Genomic DNA, 20,146 nt, shown 5'->3' with positions numbered 1-20,146 from the left:
ACGCACCGGCGGAGATTTACGGCAATCAGTGTTTTTTGCGGTTACGGTGCATGTCGATAGACACGGCGGCAACGATAATCACGCCTTTGATAATGTCCTGAATATAGGAGTCCACGCCGATAAAGGTGAATCCGCTTTTAATCAGCCCGAGGATCACCGCACCAATCAGCGTGCCGGTAATGCGCCCGACGCCGCCCATCAGGCTGCTGCCGCCGATGACCGCGGCGGCAATCGCATCCAGCTCGTAGGACATGCCCATGCTCGACTGGCCGCTGCTGACGCGCGCCGCCAGGACCACGCCCGCCAATCCGGCCAGACCGCCGGCGATGGTATAGACCGTCACCAGGTATTTATTGACGTTGATGCCGGAAACTCTGGCGGAGGTCATGTTGCCGCCGATGGCGTAGATGTACTTGCCGTAGCGGGTATGTTTCAACGCGATGTGGAAGATCACCGCAATCACCAGGAAGATGATCACCGGCATCGCGCCCTGACCGATAGAGGTGAAGCCGTCGGACAAGAAGCTGACCGGGTTGCCCTGGGTGTAATACTGAGCCAGGCCACGTGCCGACACCATCATGCCCAGAGTGGCGATAAACGGTGGAATGCCAGTACGGGTGATCAGGAAGCCGTTGATAAACCCGCAAACAATACCTACCCCGATCCCTGCGCCGATCGGGATCGCCGCCGGTAGGTCTAGTAGCGCCGGGTACATCGGCGAAATGCTGTCTGACGTTTGCGCCAGGCTGGCCGCCACCACCGCCGTCAACGCAATCAGCGAGCCGGAAGAGAGATCGATACCGGTGGTGATAATGACCTGGGTCACGCCCACCGCAATGATGCCGATAATCGCTACCTGCAACACGATCAGCAGCAGCCGGTTAGGGTTCATCAGGAATGACTGGTCGCGGATGTACCAGCCGAGGATTTCAAAGACCAGCGCGATGCCGATCATCACGATAAAGATGCCGGTATCTTTCGGCATTTTGCCGCTCAGGCCAGAGAACAGGGGCGCTTTACCCGCAAGCGGCTTCTCAATTTTTACATTACTCATGGTGGTTCACCTTTGCGTTATTCAGAGGCCAGCGCCAGGATTTTTTCCTGATCCGCTTCTTCTTTATCCAAAATGCCGGTAATACGGCCGCCGTGCATCACCATCACCCGGTCGCTCATGCCGAGGATTTCCGGTAATTCCGACGACACCAAAATAATGGCGACGCCGCGGTTCGCCAGCTCGCTGATCAGGCGATAGATCTCCGCCTTGGCCCCGACGTCGATGCCGCGCGTCGGCTCATCGAGGATCAATATTTTGGGTTGGGCCAGCAGCCAGCGGGCAATAAGCACCTTCTGCTGGTTGCCGCCGCTGAGGTTATTGATGATTTGGTCCATGGTCGGGGTTTTGATATTGAGCTTTTTGATCTGCTCCATGCAGTCTTTGGCCATTTGCACATGGCTGACAAACCCGTTCTTGCCGATGTACTCCGACAGGTTGACGATGCTCATGTTCTCGACCACCGATAGCACCAGGAACAGCCCGGATTTTTTGCGGTCTTCGGTGAGGAACGCCAGGCCGAGTTCAATGGCCTTTGAAGGGGAATCGACCTTTGCCGCCTTGCCCTCGATAAAAATACTGCCGCCGTCCGCCGGGTGCATGCCGAACAGGCTTTCCATCACCTCGCTGCGCCCGGCGCCCACCAGCCCGGCGACGCCGAGGATCTCGCCGCGCTTCACGCTGAACGAGACATCGTGGAACCAGTCCGAACGCCGCAGCCCTTCGACCCGCAGCACTTCCTCGCCGATATTGTTGTTGAATTTAGGGAACATCTGGGTCAGTTCGCGGCCCACCATCATGGTGATCAGCGACTGTTTGGTCAGGTTTTCGGTTTTATCGCTGGCAATAAAGGTGCCGTCGCGGAAGATGCTCACCTCATCGGTGATGGCAAAAATCTCGTCCATCTTGTGGCTGATGTAGATAATGCCTTTGCCCTGCTCACGTAGCTCGCGAATGATGGCGAACAGATGCACCACCTCACCCTCGGTCAGGGCCGAGGTGGGTTCGTCCATGATCAGGACGTCCGCGTTGTAGGAAACCGCCTTGGCGATCTCCACCATCTGTTGGCTGGCGATACTCAGTTCGCCCACCATCGTTTCCGGTTTGAGTTTGATGTTCAGCCGCGCCAGCAGCTCGCGGGTTTTCTTGTTCAGTTGATCATGGTTTACGAAGCCCAGCTTCGCCGGCTCACGCCCTAGCCAGATATTTTCCGCTACCGTCATATAAGGCACCAGGTTGAGTTCCTGGTGAATCATGGAAATACCCGAATGCAGCGCCTGCAGCGTGTCGCTGAAGGTCACCGGTTGGCCTTTTATTTTAATGGTGCCTTCATCGGGGTGATAAATACCGATTAAACATTTCATCAGCGTGGATTTTCCCGCGCCGTTTTCGCCCATTAAAGCGTGCACGCTGCCTGGTTTGATTTTAATTGAGACCTTGTCCAGCGCCTTTACGCCGGGAAACTGCTTACTGATGCCTTCAGCCTCAAGAACATAAGGATACATACTGATAACCTCCGCCGTTCGTCAATGCATCCCTGCCGTATTTACCGCCGTGTACCGGGTAAATACGGCAAAGGATATAACCGCGCTGCTTTAACGCTTATTTTCTGTTCTTGTCGGCAAATTCCTGATAATTGGCCTTGGTGATCAGCTGATAAGGGATCAGGACGTTGCTTTCCACCTTCTCGCCTTTAACCAGCTGAATGGCGGTTTGCACCGCACCTTCGCCCTGGCCTTTAGCGTCCTGGAATACGCTCAGCGCCAGATCGCCCTTCTTGATGAATTCCAGCGCGTCCGGGGTACCGTCAACGCCGGCCACCAGCACGCCCGTTTTCTTCGCCTGTTTCAGCGCCAGGATCGCGCCAATGGCCATTTCGTCGTTGTTGGAGGCGATGGCATCAATCTGCTGACCGGTCAGCGCCCAGTCGGTGGTAATGTCTACGGCCTCCTTGCGGCCCCACTTGGCGGTTTGCTTGTCGAGGATTTTGATGCCGGGATACTTGGCCGCCACCTCTTCCACGCCGCGGGTACGGTCGCGGGTCGCTTCATTGGACAGTTCGCCCATCAGGATCATCACGTTGCCCTTGCCGTTCATCAGCTTGGCCAACTCTTCCATCTGCAGCTTGCCGGCCAGTTTGGAATCTGAGCCTACGTAGGCCATGCCCGCAGGCAGCGTCACTTCCGGACGGCGGTTAACGAACACCAGCGGGATCTTGGCGCTTTCCGCCAGTTTGATCATCGGTTTCACGCCCTGGGTATCGACCGGGTTGAGGATAATGGCGTCGACGCCCTGACTGACGAAGTTCTCAATCTGTTGGATCTGCTGGGCGATATCCCCTTTCGCATCCTCAAATTGACCGCTGACGTTGCCGTCCTGTTTCATTTTGCTCTGCATTGACTGGCGTAGGATGGTGAGGAAATTGTCATCGAAATAAGCCATTGAAACGCCGATTTTGATGTCTTTTGCCAATACGCTGGCCGGCAGCATGCACATCAATACCGAGGTGACGATCAGTTTCTTCAGCTTCATGTTCTGTACCCTTTAATCGTTAGAGTGAAGAGGCCTGTTGATTTGACAGCTAATGAAAAATATTTTTTACATTCAAACAACAATCCGGTCGGTGTTATCCCTTTGATACGGCAGATTTACCGCTTTTTTTCCGTCTTCTGGCAGTGTGTGAAATTTTGATCGATGTCTCAAAATAGATTAAAAACAATCAATTGAAATAAACCTTTTGGCAAAGACGTGACGCCCTTGCGTCACTATTAAATGTTTATTTCATAATTGAGATTATTGAAACTTTTTAACCCAAACAAGCGAAACATGCGTTTTGGAATAACCAAGTAACAAAAACATGACACGGATCTAACAAATGACGCAAAAGCCACCAGCCCGCTCGTGGCTTTAGTGCGTTCAGCGGCGGGAAGCGATCTGCTGCGATGAAAAAAGGAGAGGCGTTCTCTCAGTAAATATGCGAGCGAGCGCGCAGTTTGCGGATCCGTGGTTTCCTCCCCCGGTTTACTCGACAATACTGAATGGACATGTGTTTTCAGGAGGATCTGACATGCAGCTCAGCAGTAAGGTACGGATGAACCGGCTGTTCAATAACGGCAAGTGCCTCGACGTGGCGATTGACCACGGGATCGCCAATGAACCGGATTTTTTAATCGGCCTGGAAGATATTGAGCGGGTTATGAATAGCCTGATCGTCGCCCGCCCCGACGCCATTCAGGTGAATTACGGCCAGGCAGATTTGCTGCAATGCTCGCCACAGCGCGATAAACCGGCGCTGGTGATGCGTACCGACGTCGGCAACGCTTATAACGCCGCGCGTCACCGTGAAATGTGGGCGGTGTTGCATAACCCGGAAGCGCCGATACTCGCAGCGCTGCAGATGGATGCCGCAGCCGTAGTGGTGAATCTGTACCTGATCCCCGATGAGCCTGGCATTTTCCGCCAGTGCGTGGAAAACATCGGCCGTCTGCGCCATGCCTGCGATCGCTATGGCATGCCGTTGATGGTCGAGCCGCTGGTTATGGCACCTGCCGGTCAGGGGTCGGCTTACGGCTCGTTGGGCGACGTCGAAAAAATGGTGCCGCTGGTGCGATTGGCGCGTGAGTTGGGCGCCGACATCATCAAAGCAGACCCTACCGAACGGGTGGAAGACTTCCACCGCATCGTTGAGGCGGCGCGCTGCCCGACGTTGGTGCGGGGTGGCGGTAAAGGTGAACTGGGCGCGGTACTGGAGAAATCCGCGGCGCTGATGGCACAGGGCGCATCCGGCATGGTATATGGCCGCAATGTGTATCAACACGACAATCCTTCAAAAGTGGTCCGCGCGCTGATGGCGATCATCCATCAGGGAGCCAGCGGCCAGCAGGGACTGGAAATCTACCATCAGCCCTGATCCCGGCTTTTGTAATTAAAATAATCCCTCACCCGGCGGCAGCATGTTATAACCTGCTGCCGGTCGCTGCCCCGCGCCCCATTCCCCGCTAAAATCCTGATACGCCCATTCGGAGAACCGCCATGCCCAAACAACGGATACCGCTGAAACTCAGTACCACCCTCACGCTGATGGTGTCTGCCATTATTGCTTCGGTGCTGCTGGTGGTGTACGCGCTGTTTTTTGTGCAGATGAGTCACGAGGGGCAAGATCAGCAGCGCCAGAAGGCGATGGCAATTGCCGAAACGGTGGCGCTTTCCGGTAACGTCGTTGACGGCCTGCAGCGGGAAGATCACAGTGGCGCGATCCAGCGCTTCGCCGAGCAGGTGCGCCATCAAAACGAACTGCTGTTCGTCACCGTGGTGGACATGAAAGGCATCCGCTACTCGCACCCTAAACCCTGGCTGATCGGCCAACATTTTATCGGCGACGATTTAGAACCGGCCCTGCACGGGAAAACCAACAGCGCCATCAACCGTGGCGCGCTGGCCCCCTCACTGCGCGTTTTTGCGCCGGTTTATGACAGCGAACGCCGACAGATAGGGGTAGTGGCGCTGGGCATCGCACTCGATACCGTTCACCGGGTGGTGGCAGAAAGCCGCTGGATCATCTATTTGACCCTCGCGTTCGCCGCGCTGGTCGGCACGCTCGGCACCTTCTTCCTGGTGAAAGCGTTAAAACGCATCATGCTCGGTTTTGAACCCTACGAAATCTCCAACCTGTTTGAACAGCGCAACGCCATGCTGCAGTCGATTAAAGAAGGCGTCATCGCGGTCGATAACCAGTCACGTATCACCATCGTTAACGATGAGGCGAAACGCCTGCTGCGCCAAAGTGGCCCTTTCGAAAATCTGCTGCTGGAGTCCGCCAGCAAATACTGGCCGGCCCAACTGCATTTGGCGGAAGTCTTGGCCAGCGGTAAACCGCTGCGTGACCAGCAGATCAGCTTCAACGGCAGCGAACTTCTGACCAATACCGTGCCGGTGATCGTCAAGGGCCAGGTGATTGGTGCCATCGCCACCTTCCGCGATAAAACCGAAATCAGCCAGTTGGTGCAGCGCCTGAGCGGCATGGCCCACTACGCCGACGCATTGCGCGTGCAGTCGCACGAGTTTATGAACAAACTGCACGTGATCCTCGGCATGCTGCATATGAAGGCTTATCAGCAGTTGGAAAACTACATCATCAACACCGCCAGTAACTACCAGGAAGAGATCGGCGCGCTGCTACGCAAAATACAGTCGCCAGAGGTCGCCGGTTTCTTTATCGGCAAAATCAGCCGTGCCCACGAAGCCGGTATTGAGCTGACCATTGATGAAGCCAGCCTGCTGCCGGAAACCGACGACGCGGAAACCACCCACGTGCTGATCAGCGTACTGGGCAACCTGATTGAAAACGCCATTGACGCCATCGACGGCGTTGAAGGACACGAGATCAACCTGAGCTTTCATCACAATGAGAATCACTTACACTGTATAATCAGCGATGACGGCCCCGGCATCGATCCGGCTCTGGGCGCCCGTATCTTTGAGCAGGGTGTTTCCACCAAAGGGCCGGGGCGCGGTATCGGCCTGGCGCTGATCCGCAGCAGCCTGGAAAAACTGGGCGGCAGCATTGATTTTGAATCTGAACCGGGTGTACTGACCCAGTTCTTTGTCCATATTCCCTATCAGGCCAAGGGCTGACCCATGATTAACGTATTGATTATTGATGACGACCCGATGGTAGCGGAGTTGAACAAATACTACCTGAGCCAGGTAAGCGGCTTTCACTGTCAGGCCACCGTTGCCACGCTGGCGCAGGCACGCGAGTTGTTGGCCGATAGCGAGATCGGTATCGATCTGGTGCTGCTGGATATCTATATGCAGCAGGAGAATGGCCTGGATCTGCTGCCCGGCCTGCGCGAGCTGGGTGAAAAAACCGACGTCATTATCATTTCCTCCGCCAGCGACGTGGACACGGTGCAACGCGCCTTGCACTACGGCGTGGTGGATTATCTGATTAAACCCTTCCAGTTCGGCCGTTTCAAAGAGGCGCTGAGCAACTACCAGCAGCAGTCGCAGATCCTGGCACAGCGCGAATTCTCGCAGGCCGATGTCGACAGCCTGCTGCGCCGCCAACCCAACAGCAGCGAAGGCAAGAAACTGCCGAAAGGGTTAACCAGCATCACGCTGAGTACGGTGTGCGAATGGATTGAACAACAGCAGGACGGGGAGTTTTCGACCGACAACCTGGCGAACGCTATCGGCATTTCACGCGTTTCCTGCCGTAAATACCTTATCTATCTGGCGGAAAGCGGCATTCTGGGCACCCGCATTCTCTACGGCACCACCGGCAGGCCGGTCTACCTTTACCAGTTAAAGCCGGACGCGATTGCCATGCTGAAAGAGTATTGCCGCTAGGCGATGCCCCCACCAAGGGGTTCATCGAACGTCATTGCGGCCAGGGGCCGCTCTTTTATCTCACTGCCCCAGCAGAAAAGTGCGCAGTGCGGTCACAAAATCGTCCGGGCGCTCGACATTGGACAGATGCACCACCGGCAACACCATCAATTCGGCCTCCGGGACGGTACGGGCCAGCAACTCACTATGCGACAGCGCCGTGACTTTGTCGTCGAGCCCGGCAATGATCAGCGTTGGCGAGGTAATCAACGCCACCGTGCGGCGCATATCCAGATCCCGCACGGCGGCAAAGCACCCCGCCAACCCCTGGGCCGACGTCGCCAGCAGTATCGTTCGGAATTTATCGATGGTCGCCGCATGCCGCTGCCGATACTCCGCCGAAAACCAATTGGCCAGAAAGCCTTCGGCAACCTCGTTCATCTCCATCTGCGGTTTCAGTTCGGCAATCCGCTCATCCCACTGCGCTGCCGGCCCCAAATAGGAAGCGGTGTTAGCCAGAACCAACTTTTCAATACGCTCCGGGGCATGCACGCCGAGCCACTGCCCCACCATGCCGCCCAATGACAAACCGCAAAAGAACACTTTATGCAGTCGCAATGCATCAAGCAGCTCCACGACGTCTCGCCCCAGCCGGGCGATTGAATAGGCCCCCGCAGGGGCATCCGAATCTCCATGCCCCCGACTGTCGTAACGCAGGAGATAAAAATGCTCGGCGAGCGCGGTGATTTGCTCATCCCACATCGCCAACGTGGTGCCGATCGAGTTGGATAGTACCAACACCGGCTTATCGGCTTCGCCGTCAAACCGGTAGGCGATTTTGCAGCCGTCGCCGGCGGTAACAAAAGACAAGTTGCTCATATTCGCTCCCATGCACCTTGAACGCGGGAAGATCCCCAACGCCCGATATCCACTATGCTATAGGATTAAAAAAGGCTGACGAGCGCCTTAAATGACCGGCTGTGTATCCTGAAAGGACCCCATTGTGACCATTAACGATCGCCTCACCGGCATTTCGACTTTCGTGCGGGTCGTCGAGGCAGGCAATTTCGCCCAGGCTGCCGAGCGCATGCACCTGACCCGCTCGGCGGTAGGCAAAAGCATTGCCCGGTTGGAACAACGGCTCGGGGTATTACTGTTTTATCGCAATACCCGCGGCCTGACGCTGACCCATGAGGGTCAGGCCTATTACGATCGCTGTCTGCGTGCATTAAGCGAACTGGATGCCGCAGACGCCGAAATCGACAGCGGACGGAAGCAGCCGCAAGGCACCTTGCGCGTCAGTGCACCGAAACTGCTGGGTCGCCACTGCATTACCCCAATCCTTATGGCGCTGCTTGGCCGTTATCCGGAACTGCAGCTCGACATTGCATTTAACGATCGGGTGGTGGATTTGGTTGAGGAGGGCTTCGACCTGGCGATACGTATTGGCCCGTTGGCCGACAGCGCAAACATGGTGGCTCGACGTTTAGGGGACCAATATCTGATGCTTTGCGCCGCACCGGCCTATTTGGCCGCACAGGGCACCCCTGAAGATATTGCAACGCTCGCCGGCCATACGGCCATTGCCTATCATCGATCCGGTGAAGACGTGGGGTGGCGCCAACTGTTGGCCAATGCCAGAGTCGACGATCTGAATATCGATATCCGCCTGCGGCTTGACGACTTGCATTCACTGGCGGATGCCGCCGTCGCCGCAACCGGCCTGGTGTGGCTCCCCAACTGGCTGTCGACCCGTTACCTGCGCAGCGGTGAACTGGTGCCGGTACTCAGCCACATTCACCTGCTGCCCAGTGAAATCCACGCAGTTTGGCCGCACAGCCGCTATTTACCGGCCAAAACGCGGGCAGCGATCGACGTCCTGTTGGCGCAGATGCCCAGCCAGTTACAAGGGCACTAAGGGTGGCGCTTGTGTCCCGGAAAATCCGTCATCCCACGCGGCAGGTTGCACAGTTTGCCGTATTGTTGTTTCCGCTTGCCACAAGGATACTGGTACTCGCCATACAGCGTTTTAAGCTGCTGCCGGTTCGCCTGCTCGGCGGCGGCACGCTGCCGTTCCAACTCAAGCGCCTTCTCATTGGCCGACGCCACGCCCTCGGCACTCCATACTTTATGTTTTAACCCGCTGCGCTTTTGCTGGTACTCCTCAGAGATTTTGTTATCCAGCGGCTGCGGGGCATGGTATTGCCAGTCAACCGACGCCTGTAATGAGAAGCAAGACCACTGCGCCACGCAGGCAAGAAAAATCCGTTTCACTGATAGACTCCCGATATTAAATTCACCTGTTGACCCCAAAAAACTATCTTCTGGCTATGGCACTGTTTCCGACTAAAAACAGCGGCACAGGTGTTGCCCGACATTCACGCGGTAACATAGCGGACTCCAACGCTTTGCGTTCAAGACGTATCGCGGCAAGGCGCGCCTGTTCCGAACGTAGTTGCTCTACGTACCACAGATGTTGCAACAGCCCGTTAAACCGTAATCGGTAATCCACAGCGCTTTCCTCCGCCTCAAAACCGGCGCGCTGAGCGTGCTTGTCGACAAACGAATAGCAACAAGAGGACGCCAACAGGGTGAGTACCGCTGTCATCAAAGAGGTCAATTTCAAAAGCAAAAACTCCATTAATGCATGAGGCTAGCAACCGTTGATAAGCAGCGGTTGTTCTTCGCGCGGCAATGCCGAGGGATGCGGTTCACTCGCGGCGGCAGCCTTGCTCCTCTGCCCTTTGCAGGCTTTACGCTGGGCCAGCGTATTGTCTTCGCTTTGCGTCGATATCAGAGGCCGCTGTTTCTCATTGCCCATCTCGTCCCACAAGCCATGAGCCACCTCTTTCAGTTTTTTGCGAAACAGCACCGAAGAGACGCCTTCATACTCCCGCTCATAACGCGCGGCGGAGGCCTGATGACACCAGGGCAACAATAAAAATATGAAAATGATGGGGATGCCTTTTTCCACAATAAACTCCTGTAATAAGGCCCATAATGGCGCTCATTTCCATTAAATAAAGAAAGATATTCAGCGCCGTCAAAACAAACAACGCGAAGAAATAAACATATTACCCGACAAACAATAAATCCTAATTAAATGAGTGCCATTGGGCTTATAATTCGTAATCAAAATATATTTGGTGAATTAACGATCCCACAACTTTGACCAGTCGATGGTTCCGCCGATACTCGGCCCTCTCTCGTTCAGTACCGCAGAGGCTGACTCTCCGGCGCTGATGCGCTGCCTTTGCTCGCGGGTAGCGGGCTTTGGCTTCTCCCAGCCGGACCCTGAAAATGACAAACCGGGTTGAATATGGCTGCAACCACTCAGCATAATTAATAGTGCCGGGATCCATTGGCGTAATTTCATATATCCTCCTTTAAAATAAACGTTATCGTTAACCGCAGTAAATAAAAAAATTACTTTTTTTAGTTTAATAACCCGTATTCAACCACAGGCAAAGCAAGGGCAACCTCATTTAATTTAAATAAGGCCGCTAATAATTTAACGTAAAATAAACCTATCCAGGGTGTCGGTAATAAATATCAATTCGTCTATTGACGATATGGCGTGCGGGGCACGCCACCGGGTTAGCCTTCGTTATCCGGTTGCCAGGCCAGAAGATCGCCAGGCTGGCAGTCGAGGATCCGGCAGATTTTGTCTAACGTTTCCAGTCTGACGCCCTTCACCTTGCCGTTCTTCAGCAGGGACAGATTTTGTTCGGTGATCCCCACCTGTTCTGCCAGCTCCTTCGAACGCATCTTCCTTTTGGCCAACATGACATCAAGACTTACTATTATCGCCACTCTATTCTCACACGAAAGAAAGCTGTTCTTCATTCAGCCGCAACGCTTCCAGGAATACCCGGCTAAACACCAGGATTGCGCAGCCTACGATCAGCGAGCGTATCGACTCGCTGTTGACGCCATAATAAATTATTAGCAGCATTTTTTCATTGGCCGTCAGTATCATCACCTGCAACATCCCAGCCAGCGAGGGGAAGAGCACGTCGACAATCAGCAGGATGCCGATGACCTGCAACAGCAGCATATTGTTGCGGTGCCACACGTTGCCGCGATAGAACTGGTAAAACAGCCCGGCGCCGCACAGCAGTGCGCTGTAATAAGGCACACAGGAGAACATATCCAACAACAGGGTGGCCACCAGAGCCCAGCGCTGCTGCGGAACGGCATAGGCGTTCAGTTCCGGGTAATAGTCGCGGTAGGACGCCACGATGCTGTTGAACGCCTCGCCCTGCACCCAGCCCTGGACAATCATAAACATCTCTACGCCGGTGCTGACAATCAGCATCGTCATGATCAACAAACACAAACAGCGTACGTAAAGCGGAAGGTGGATCCGTGGCACAGCGCCCATAACGAGTTCATCCATAAAAACAGCAATAAGTTATCGTAAAACGATAACTTATTGCTGTCAACGATCAACTGGACTGATGAGCTGTTGGGTGACAGGCGTAAAAAAGGCCGGAAGCCCGGCCCTTTCTCAATGCTCGACGGATTTAGACCAGCTCAATCACATCAAACTTAACTTCACCGCTGAGGTCGGCTTCGTAATCTACGCCTTGCAGACCAAAACCGAACAGACGCAGGAACTCGGCCTTGTAGCCCAGGTAATCGGTCAGTTCGTTGATGTTGCTGTCGTCGATTTGTGCCCAGATTTCACGGCAGGTGTTCTGCACGTCGTCGCGCAGTTCCCAGTCGTCCAGACGCAGACGGTGCTTCTCATCGGTATCCGGCGCGGTGCCGCTGTACAGTTTGGTGGCGAACAGACGCTGGATCTGCTCGATGCAGCCTTCGTGGATCCCCTGCGCTTTCATGATTTTGAAAACGATGGAGATATACAGTGGCATGACCGGGATAGCGGAGGAAGCCTGAGTCACCACCGACTTCAGCACGGCAACGTAAGCCGCGCCGCCTTTGGCCTTCAGTTTCTGATCGATGGCCTGCGCCGCACGATCCAGGTCTTCTTTGGCTTTGCCCAGCGTACCGTGCCAGTAGATTGGCCAGGTCAGATCGGTACCGATGTAGGAGTAAGCCACTGCCTGCACGTTGTCCGCCAGCACGCCGGCTTCTTCCAGTGCGTCCATCCACAGTTGCCAGTCCTGGCCACCCATCACTTTGACGGTGTCGGCAATTTCCTGCTCGTTGGCCGGCTCAACCACGGCTTCAACCAGCACGTCTTTGTTGGTGTCGAGCGCCACGGATTTGTACGGTTCGCCGATAGGTTTCAGCGCAGAGCGCACCACTTCACCGGTTTCCGGCATTTTACGCACCGGCGAAGCCAGCGAGTAAACCACCATGTCGATCTGGCCCAGATCCTGTTTGATCAGGTCAATGACCGTTTGGCGGCATTCGTTGGAGAACGCATCGCCGTTAACGCTTTTCGCGTACAGGCCTTCTTCTTTAGCTGCCTTGTCAAAACCGGCAGAGTTATACCAACCGGCAGAACCGGTTTTGCCTTCGCTGCCCGGCTTTTCAAAAAATACGCCGATAGTGGCCGCACCGCTGCCGAAGGCGGCATTGATACGTGACGCCAGGCCGTAACCGGTGGAAGCACCGATCACCAGCACTTTTTTCGGCCCGTTTTTCAGTTCGCCACGTGATTTAACGTAGGCGATTTGCTCACGGACATTGGCTTCACAACCTGCCGGGTGAGCGGTAGTGCAGATAAAACCACGAATTTTAGGTTTGATAATCATAGTAATTTTTTCTTGGTAGCTAAAAACCGAAGGACAATATACCTGATTTTATCAATATACTTAAGCTGGGTGCATGGCAGAATTGCAACAAGCCCAGTGAGCAGACCAGTCTCACGCCTTAAATTTCAGCCTTAAAGGAAGTACGCACGTGAGTTTTATCGCCAAATTACACGCCGACGAAGTGGATATTGATCTCAACCTGGTGTCATCGATGCTCGCCAGCCAGTTTCCGCAGTGGGCGGCTTTGGCGATAACGCCGGTCGCTATTGCCGGCACCGATAACGTGATGCTGCGGCTGGGCGACGAGCTCTATATTCGTCTGCCGCGCACGCCGTCGGCCGCGGCGGCGCTTGAGCGGGAAAACCGTTACCCGCCGTTGCTATCCCGTTATCTGCCGGTCCCGGTTCCCGTTCCGCTGGCGCAGGGTCAGCCCCAAGCAGGCTACCCTTTCAACTGGTGCGTCGGCCGTTGGATCAAGGGAACAATGCCGGTTTGCGGCGAAGACGGCTACGCGTTGGCGCAACAGCTGGGGGAATTTGTCCACGCGCTGCATGCCATTCCTGTTGCCGATCCTGAGCTGCAAAAGAGCCTGACCTCCTATCGCGGCGGCCCGCTTGGTGCCAGAAACGCCCTCACCCGCAGCGCGATAGCACAATGTGCTGGCTATCTCGATACGGATATTCTGCTGCACGTGTGGGAAACCGTTAGCCAGATACAGGAGAACAGCGCTGGCCCATGCTGGATCCACACCGATATCCAACCGGGCAACCTGCTGATCAACGAAGGTAAGTTGGCGGCGGTGATCGACTGGGGCGGTATGGCGATTGGCGATCCGGCGGTGGATTTGATTGTCGCCTGGAATTTATTGAGTCAGGACACCCGCAAGGATTTTAAACGCGCCGTGGATACCGATAAAGCCACCTGGCTGCGTGGCCGTGCCTGGGCATTGTCGATTGGCGTGATTGCGTATGCGTATTACGTTGAAAAAGAGCCTGCGTTGGCGCGGACTTCGCGCTATCAGATTGAACAGGTGGCGGCGGACGTTGGGTTATCGCTTTGAGGTTATCAGGTCAGGACATTCGGCCCCGACCTGCATACGGCTATCAGACCTTGTTCTTTTCCAACTGCTCGACCAGCGTATAGCGCAGCGAAGAAGCGTCGGCCGGGACGTTTTCCAGTTCGGTCACTTTAACCTTCAGGCGGTAGCGGTAGCCGGGTTCGAAGGTAAAGCCTTCGATCTGGCTGTAAAACATTTCCCACTGGCCCTGCACAGAGTGACGAACCTGCATGCATTTCATTGGGGCAACGCCCATGCAATCTACCAGCGCGCTGTTAACCAGCAACACTTCCGTATGATCTCCGTCTTTATTCACGGGTTGGCTCACTTTCGCTCCCTCCTGGCTGCAGCCGGCGAGGCCGACTAAGGCGATAAATAACAACGCTTTGATTTTCAAAGTAATGCACCATTGAGACTTTGGGTGGGCCGATAGTAACAAAGCCTCTGCCACCGCGGCCAGCGGCATGTTCTTAATTTTCAGGCGCGTTGAGGTGGAACGAGCCGAAACTCCAGCTTATCGCTACAGGCCTGAGCATTCGCGGCCTGAATTGCCTGATGCCCCCACGGAACACAAACAGCCCTGCTCTTTCTGGCGCGAACGCTACGTTTTTTTCGTTCACGTGGTCCACCCAACCCGTTCCTGTTGACCAGATTTGCCAAGCTCACCTTCTGGGGCTAAGTTTATGAAACTAATAATCCTGAAGGGGTTTTCTATGCGTCCGCTTTCTTGCCTTTTGCTCGCAAGTTCCTTGGCGTTATTGTCGGGCTGCGCCAATCAGCCGCAGGTGACCAGTGACTACGACCACGGTGCTAATTTCAGCCAATACCATACTTATGGCTTTGCCCCAGAGGCTGCAGGCCAATACCAAACGCTGACGGGTAAGTATATTCATAGCGCCATAGCGCAACAGATGGAGCAACGTGGCTATACGCTCAGCGCATCTCCAGACCTGTTGGTTTACAGCAGCGCAATGAAACAAAACAAAGTACAGGTGAATAACTCCCCCGCACCGATTGGCCGCTGGGGCTACGCCGGTTGGGGCGGATACAATCAAACTATGTGGACCTACACCGAAGGCACCCTGACGGTGGATCTGGTGGACAGCAAGAAGAAACAGCTGGTTTGGCGTGGAACCGCCAGTGACACGCTCAACTCAGACGCACAACCCGCCAGCCAGGCGCAGATCCAACAGGCGGTAACCGCGCTGTTTGCCGCTTACCCCTTCCGGGCAGGAGCTGCAAGCCGCTGATGGTTTTGAGTCATCAGCAGGAAAACCTAGTCTCCGCCACAAGCCCTATTTAGACCAATAGGGCTTGCTGTATCTGTTGCACTGTTAAGCTGACAGATCACCCCGATATATGTCGTTTCCTCGTAGCAATCATGCAGAAAAACGATCTTTCCTCTGTAGCGCGTTTGATTACCGGGATTTGAGCTTGGGCAAAGCCATGGCTGCAGCTTATTTTTCTGATTTCTAAAATACGCTTATAAATCAAACACAAAAAAAGACCGAATACGATTCCTATATTCGGTCTAGGGAAATGGCTCTTGGGAGGGAGCCGTGCGCTAAAAGTTGGCATTTTGTGCAAGGCTTGTTCAGCCGTGCACTTTAAGAGTAGCTTACCGCGCTATTTTTGCCAGCCAGCCGCACGGCCGGTGATAGTTTCATTACGGAATTAATTTCGTGCAATTATCCATCACCGGTTAACCTCGCACTAAGCCATTGGGGGATAAGCGATTAGTTCGCGCAGAGCTTCTCAGCGCGTTCGCGGTACGGCTCAACACTCATCTTATGGCCCGGATTGGCGGCGTCATCGAGCAGGATCACGTCCAGCGGTTGAGCGCGTTGCTGCCCTGCTTTCACCTGCGCTTCTGCGGCCGCGTTAAGCGGGTACTGCATCAGCGTGCTGTTGTTGAGCACGAACAACGCATCGCCGCTGCGGCACTGCAGCGTCACTTCTTCTTTGGTGAACGCCCACTGCTTGCCGTATTCCAGCTTGGTGATGTTCACCAGTTGGTCTGCTGCCAAAGCACCGGTCGCGGTTGCCAGCAGCGTCATGCCAAGTAATACCGATTTCATGTTATGGCCTTAGGGTTGCTATTTGATTCAATTTTCCCGCAGTTTGGGGGCATCCGGCAAGCCGGAATGTTATACCGGCGCATAGGTTGCAAATAAACTGACCAGCAGCAGCACCACCGCCCCTAACCCCAACTCCGCCCAGCAGGCAAGCACCAGCCCGCGCTGCGCCAGCCGTGGCATGCTGCTCATCGCCGGGACGACGGCGTAGCGGTTGGCTAATGCCACCATAACCATCAGCGCCACCAGCGCGGTTTTAAACAGCAGCAGGCGTTGGTACGGAGAATCTACGTCCAGCGGCCAACTGCCGAGAATGATCAAACTGTTGATTACGCCGGTCAGCAGCACCAGCGCCACAGCCAGGTGTCCCCAGCGCGAGAAGCGTATCAATGTGGTCACCGCGTCGCTGCGCCACTGCGGTTGAGTGAGGTAGCGCAAACAGACCAGCAGCGGCAACAGGCTGCCAAACCAGTATCCGGCCGCCAGCAGGTGCAGCGCGTGATTGAAACGATGCAGTGCGCCAAGCCCCCCACCATGCATCGCCGCATGGCCGATAAACGCCATGCTGACCAACAGCAGTGTGGAAAGCAGCGCCAGCAGTTGCGTACGGCGTGGCTCGGCCAGCCACAGGCTCAGCAACGCCAGCATTGAAATGCCCAGGTGCCAGCGCCAAACCTCGCCAAAGGTGGTGCCCAGTACTGCCCACCACACGTCAAGTCGCCAGGTATCTGCCCAGCCGTCCCCCATCTGCCCGGCTTGAATAGCCAGCAACGCAATAGCGGAAAGCCCGGCAAGCCAGGTGCAAGAGACCAACAAAGGACGCACATCACGGGTGAGATACGGGGAAAGGCGCTGCGGCGACAATAAGGCGGTGAATAAGCTGGAGCCAAACATCAGCATCACCGCCGCAAAGTGCACAAAGCGACACAGGACAAACAGGGTCGCCAGAGTCATGGGTCAGTTTACGGTGAAGCTGTATTGGCCCTTGGTTTTATGACCGTCGACCGACACCACATGCCAGCTGACGTTATATTTGCCCGCCGTCAGATCGCCTTCGATAGGCAGATTGACCTGGGTATTGTTGTTCGCATCGAGCTGCAGCTTGCCGGTTTTCACTTCGGCGTTGTCCGGGCCGGTGATTTTAATGCCGCTGAAGTTGGGCTCAATACCTTCGGAGAAATTGAGTGTCAGCACCTTGGGTGCCGGACTCACGCTGGCATCTGCCGCCGGCGTTTCAACTTTTAAATGGGCATGCGCCAGCGCCTGCGGTGACGACAGCCCGACAAACAGCACAAAAATGGTGGAAAGCAGGCGATAAGAAGTCCGAATTTTACCGATCACAGTGATATCCCTTAAAGCAATAATCGAGGGTGATAAGGAGCCAGGCTAACCGCCAGGGCGATGTATCAGCAGCCCAACCCACCGCAGATGATTGCGCCACGGGTAAACAGAATTATGGGAGTAACCCCCTGTTTTGACTCTCAACCTTCCCTGTAGCGTATCGAGTCAAATGATAACGAGTGTCATTATGCAAGTCGAGCAGAACGCTGGCATTTTGCGATCCAGTAGCACATATCGCTGTAAAACCGCGATAAATGCAGGGCATAAAAAAACCGCGCATCGGCCAACGCCGACACGCGGTTCTCTACAAAACGGATTAGGCCTGGCCGTTACCGTTTTCGCCGGCCGCACCCATTTTCTTCAGATCTTTATCAATGAAGAACAGGGCATTGCCGCTGTTACCCACCAGCGCCAGTTTATCCAGCACGGATTTGAACAGCTTCTCTTCTTCGTGCTGCTCGGCAACATACCACTGCAGGAAGTTGAAGGTTGAATAATCATGAGCGGTCATTGCCGCGTGCGCCAGTTCGTTGATCTGGCGGGTGATCAGTTGCTCATGCTCGTACGTCTGTTGGAACACCTCTGCCAGGGAACCAAACTCAACCGGCGGCGCGGCGATGGTGCCCAACAGCGGCAGTGCACCGGTATCGCTCAGGTATTCAAACAGGCGCTGCATGTGCTGCATCTCTTCCTGAGAATGTTCTTTAAGGAATGCCGCGGCACCTTCAAAGCCTTTATCGCTGCACCAGGCGCTCATTTGCAGATACAGGTTGGCAGAGTAGAACTCCAGGTTCAGTTGCTCATTCAGCTTTTTGGTCATTTCAGGCGTCAGCATAATCATTCCTTTATTTTGCAGGTATCAACTTAATTTTTCCGCATTATGCCCTGACGAAAACAAAATAAAAACACCTGATTTACATCATCGATGATTTAATTTTAAATTAAAATAAAATCAAGTGGTTATGAAAAACACCAATTATTCATTTAAATAATTATGATAACTATTTCCATCTATATATTTAATCAAAAAGCGAATCATTCTTATTTAAAAGAATAAATGAATTGCATTGCTGCCAGAATAATAAATAACCTTTCCCGTTGTCGGTTATTGGTGACATTCGCCTCCCTGCGCGCTTCAGGCTTGCCAAGCGCCGCCGGGTGGATTACCTTCTGCGCTGATCCAATGCGGTAACAGTAAGGAGAATACGGTGGGTTACAATCTGGCAGAGCTTTCCAAAGAAGAGATGGACAAAGTGAACGTTGATCTCGCAGCTTCCGGCGTGGCGTTCAAAGAGCGCTACAACATGCCGGTGATCCCTGAAATGGTTGAACGCGAACAGCCGGAACACCTGCGTGATTATTTCCGCGAACGCGTGGCGCACTACCGTGCCGAATCGCACAAGTATTCGCGCCTGCCGTACGAGCCGAAATCCAAATAATTAAAGCCCGCCGTAGTGGCAGGCTCGGTGTCATTTGCCGGCAAACTTGTCGGTCGCCAGCATTAACTGGTGCAGGATGCCGGGCTCATCGAATGAGTGTCCGGCCCCCTCGACAATATGCAGCTCCGCCTCCGGCCAGGCCTTCGCCAGATCCCAGGCGTTTTGTACCTGGCAAGCCATATCGTAACGACCATGGATGATCACCGCCGGAATATGGCGGATCAGCGGAACGTTACGCAGCAGTTGATCGTCGCTGTCCAGGAAGCCCAGATGAGTAAAGTAGTGGTTTTCGATACGGGCGAACGCCAGTGCGAAATCGTCCTCGCCAAAAGAAGCCGACTCACTGCTCGGCAGCAAGGTTACCGTCTCCCCTTCCCACACGCTCCACAGTTTGGCCGCTTCCAGCTGCACCTGCGGATCCGTTGAGGTCAGGCGCTGGCGGTAAGAAGTAATCACGTCCTTGCGTTCTTTCTCTGAAAGAATCGACAGCACACGTTCCCACTTCTCAGGGAAGAAGCGCGAAGCGCCGTCCTGATAGTACCAATGCAGTTCCTGCTTGCGCAGGGTGAAAATGCCGCGCAGCACCATTTCGCTGACGCGCTGCGGATGGGTTTGCGCGTAGGCCAGCGCCAGCGTTGAGCCCCAGGAGCCGCCAAACACCAGCCACTGATCGACACCGGCCATTTCGCGCAGTCGTTCGATGTCCTGCACCAGGTGCCAGGTGGTGTTGTTGTCCAGGCTGGCATGCGGCTTGGAACGGCCACAGCCACGCTGATCGAACAGCAATACCTTGTAGCGCTGCGGATCGAACAGTTGGCGGTGGTAAGGAGAAATACCGCCACCCGGCCCGCCGTGAATAAAGACTGCGGGTTTACCGTTCGGGTTGCCGCTCAGTTCCCAGTAGATCCGGTGGCCATCTCCGGTGTCCAGCCAACCGCTGTCATATGCTGCTAACGGCGGGTACAAACCTCGTAATTGTTCCATGGCGCTTCCGTCTCTCTGTGGGTCATACCCTCATCAAAGCCGAAGCCACTCATTTGGTCAACGGTAAAACCTGAAAACTCCTACGTTCCCCAACAAGTTAAGGTTCGTTTGCTTAAAATGAATACGACTTGCCGACAAAATAC

At 54.7% G+C, this 20,146-nt stretch carries 24 protein-coding genes; 7 read left to right on the top strand and 17 right to left on the bottom strand.

The features are described from left to right. Positions 1-25 precede the first annotated feature (25 nt). The 3 genes from LQ945_RS23325 to LQ945_RS23315 form a co-directional block, all read right to left on the bottom strand. On the bottom strand, positions 26-1,054 hold the full coding sequence (locus tag LQ945_RS23325; protein ID WP_020826399.1) for an ABC transporter permease: 1,029 nt from the start codon (positions 1,052-1,054) through the stop codon (positions 26-28). A gap of 17 nt (positions 1,055-1,071) precedes the next feature. After that, positions 1,072-2,556, bottom strand: a complete 1,485-nt coding sequence (locus LQ945_RS23320) for a sugar ABC transporter ATP-binding protein (protein WP_182824211.1) — start codon at positions 2,554-2,556, stop codon at positions 1,072-1,074. 97 nt (positions 2,557-2,653) lie between these two features. Then, entirely contained in the window at positions 2,654-3,583 is a 930-nt protein-coding gene (locus tag LQ945_RS23315) for a sugar ABC transporter substrate-binding protein (RefSeq protein WP_182824210.1), read from the bottom strand. A gap of 535 nt (positions 3,584-4,118) precedes the next feature. Between LQ945_RS23315 and LQ945_RS23310 the strand changes: the two genes are divergently transcribed. The 3 genes from LQ945_RS23310 (at position 4,119) to dcuR (ending at position 7,402) form a co-directional block, all read left to right on the top strand. Continuing rightward, positions 4,119-4,961 (top strand): class I fructose-bisphosphate aldolase, encoded by an 843-nt coding sequence (locus LQ945_RS23310; protein ID WP_044549892.1) that lies wholly within the window; start codon positions 4,119-4,121, stop codon positions 4,959-4,961. Positions 4,962-5,083: 122 nt separating this feature from the next. Further along, on the top strand, positions 5,084-6,685 hold the full coding sequence (locus LQ945_RS23305; protein WP_270101845.1) for a sensor histidine kinase: 1,602 nt from the start codon (positions 5,084-5,086) through the stop codon (positions 6,683-6,685). Between the two features lie 3 nt (positions 6,686-6,688). After that, positions 6,689-7,402 (top strand): two-component system response regulator DcuR, encoded by a 714-nt coding sequence (gene dcuR / locus LQ945_RS23300; RefSeq protein ID WP_182824204.1) that lies wholly within the window; start codon positions 6,689-6,691, stop codon positions 7,400-7,402. Positions 7,403-7,462: 60 nt separating this feature from the next. Here the strand turns inward: dcuR and pcaD are convergent, their stop codons facing one another. Further along, positions 7,463-8,260, bottom strand: a complete 798-nt coding sequence (gene pcaD, locus LQ945_RS23295) for a 3-oxoadipate enol-lactonase (protein ID WP_270101844.1) — start codon at positions 8,258-8,260, stop codon at positions 7,463-7,465. A gap of 130 nt (positions 8,261-8,390) precedes the next feature. Between pcaD and LQ945_RS23290 the strand changes: the two genes are divergently transcribed. Next, complete coding sequence (locus LQ945_RS23290; RefSeq protein WP_270103022.1) at positions 8,391-9,299, top strand: LysR family transcriptional regulator; 909 nt, start codon at positions 8,391-8,393, stop codon at positions 9,297-9,299. On the opposite strand, the gene LQ945_RS23285 is transcribed toward LQ945_RS23290, so the two are convergent. From LQ945_RS23285 to fabV, 7 genes are all read right to left on the bottom strand, one after another. Continuing rightward, positions 9,296-9,655: a hypothetical protein gene (locus LQ945_RS23285; protein WP_270101843.1), complete on the bottom strand. Its 360-nt coding sequence runs from the start codon at positions 9,653-9,655 to the stop codon at positions 9,296-9,298. The two genes, LQ945_RS23290 and LQ945_RS23285, sit on opposite strands and share 4 nt — an antisense overlap. Before the next feature lie 43 nt (positions 9,656-9,698). Further along, positions 9,699-10,007: a hypothetical protein gene (locus tag LQ945_RS23280; RefSeq protein WP_270101842.1), complete on the bottom strand. Its 309-nt coding sequence runs from the start codon at positions 10,005-10,007 to the stop codon at positions 9,699-9,701. A gap of 27 nt (positions 10,008-10,034) precedes the next feature. Next, entirely contained in the window at positions 10,035-10,355 is a 321-nt protein-coding gene (locus tag LQ945_RS23275; RefSeq protein WP_270101841.1) for a hypothetical protein, read from the bottom strand. A gap of 177 nt (positions 10,356-10,532) precedes the next feature. Continuing rightward, a complete protein-coding gene (locus LQ945_RS23270; RefSeq protein ID WP_270101840.1) occupies positions 10,533-10,757 on the bottom strand; it encodes a hypothetical protein in 225 nt (74 codons plus the stop codon). A gap of 221 nt (positions 10,758-10,978) precedes the next feature. After that, the gene (locus LQ945_RS23265) at positions 10,979-11,194 is read right to left on the bottom strand and encodes a helix-turn-helix domain-containing protein (RefSeq protein ID WP_026142313.1); all 216 of its coding nucleotides are present in this window, start codon (positions 11,192-11,194) and stop codon (positions 10,979-10,981) included. A 7-nt stretch (positions 11,195-11,201) separates the two neighbouring features. Further along, the gene (locus LQ945_RS23260) at positions 11,202-11,765 is read right to left on the bottom strand and encodes a DUF2975 domain-containing protein (RefSeq protein WP_262241221.1); all 564 of its coding nucleotides are present in this window, start codon (positions 11,763-11,765) and stop codon (positions 11,202-11,204) included. Positions 11,766-11,907: 142 nt separating this feature from the next. Beyond that, positions 11,908-13,107 carry an enoyl-ACP reductase FabV gene (gene fabV / locus LQ945_RS23255; protein ID WP_020826387.1) on the bottom strand — a complete coding sequence of 400 codons (1,200 nt, stop codon included), beginning with the start codon at positions 13,105-13,107 and terminating at the stop codon, positions 11,908-11,910. A 148-nt stretch (positions 13,108-13,255) separates the two neighbouring features. Between fabV and LQ945_RS23250 the strand changes: the two genes are divergently transcribed. Next, positions 13,256-14,167, top strand: coding sequence for an aminoglycoside phosphotransferase family protein (locus LQ945_RS23250; RefSeq protein ID WP_270101839.1), 912 nt, complete (start codon positions 13,256-13,258; stop codon positions 14,165-14,167). Positions 14,168-14,210: 43 nt separating this feature from the next. Here LQ945_RS23250 and LQ945_RS23245 read toward each other — a convergent pair whose 3' ends face one another. Further along, on the bottom strand, positions 14,211-14,561 hold the full coding sequence (locus LQ945_RS23245) for a DUF4377 domain-containing protein (protein ID WP_041415315.1): 351 nt from the start codon (positions 14,559-14,561) through the stop codon (positions 14,211-14,213). Positions 14,562-14,877: 316 nt separating this feature from the next. Between LQ945_RS23245 and LQ945_RS23240 the strand changes: the two genes are divergently transcribed. Next, positions 14,878-15,414, top strand: a complete 537-nt coding sequence (locus tag LQ945_RS23240) for a DUF4136 domain-containing protein (protein WP_270101838.1) — start codon at positions 14,878-14,880, stop codon at positions 15,412-15,414. Between the two features lie 486 nt (positions 15,415-15,900). Here LQ945_RS23240 and LQ945_RS23235 read toward each other — a convergent pair whose 3' ends face one another. From LQ945_RS23235 to ftnA, 4 genes are all read right to left on the bottom strand, one after another. Beyond that, positions 15,901-16,242, bottom strand: coding sequence for a YebY family protein (locus LQ945_RS23235; protein ID WP_270101837.1), 342 nt, complete (start codon positions 16,240-16,242; stop codon positions 15,901-15,903). 69 nt (positions 16,243-16,311) lie between these two features. After that, positions 16,312-17,193 (bottom strand): copper homeostasis membrane protein CopD, encoded by an 882-nt coding sequence (gene copD, locus LQ945_RS23230; protein ID WP_270101836.1) that lies wholly within the window; start codon positions 17,191-17,193, stop codon positions 16,312-16,314. 3 nt (positions 17,194-17,196) lie between these two features. After that, entirely contained in the window at positions 17,197-17,580 is a 384-nt protein-coding gene (gene yobA / locus LQ945_RS23225) for a CopC domain-containing protein YobA (protein ID WP_270101835.1), read from the bottom strand. 316 nt (positions 17,581-17,896) lie between these two features. After that, on the bottom strand, positions 17,897-18,415 hold the full coding sequence (ftnA, locus tag LQ945_RS23220; RefSeq protein ID WP_020826377.1) for a non-heme ferritin: 519 nt from the start codon (positions 18,413-18,415) through the stop codon (positions 17,897-17,899). A 373-nt stretch (positions 18,416-18,788) separates the two neighbouring features. Between ftnA and LQ945_RS23215 the strand changes: the two genes are divergently transcribed. Beyond that, complete coding sequence (locus LQ945_RS23215) at positions 18,789-19,019, top strand: DNA polymerase III subunit theta (RefSeq protein ID WP_020826376.1); 231 nt, start codon at positions 18,789-18,791, stop codon at positions 19,017-19,019. 30 nt (positions 19,020-19,049) lie between these two features. On the opposite strand, the gene pip is transcribed toward LQ945_RS23215, so the two are convergent. After that, complete coding sequence (gene pip, locus LQ945_RS23210; protein ID WP_270101834.1) at positions 19,050-20,003, bottom strand: prolyl aminopeptidase; 954 nt, start codon at positions 20,001-20,003, stop codon at positions 19,050-19,052. Between the last annotated feature and the right edge of the window lie 143 nt (positions 20,004-20,146).

The sequence above is a fragment of the Serratia liquefaciens genome, assembly GCF_027594825.1.
Lineage (GTDB): Bacteria > Pseudomonadota > Gammaproteobacteria > Enterobacterales > Enterobacteriaceae > Serratia > Serratia liquefaciens_A.
This window is presented reverse-complemented; position numbering and strand designations above follow the sequence as displayed.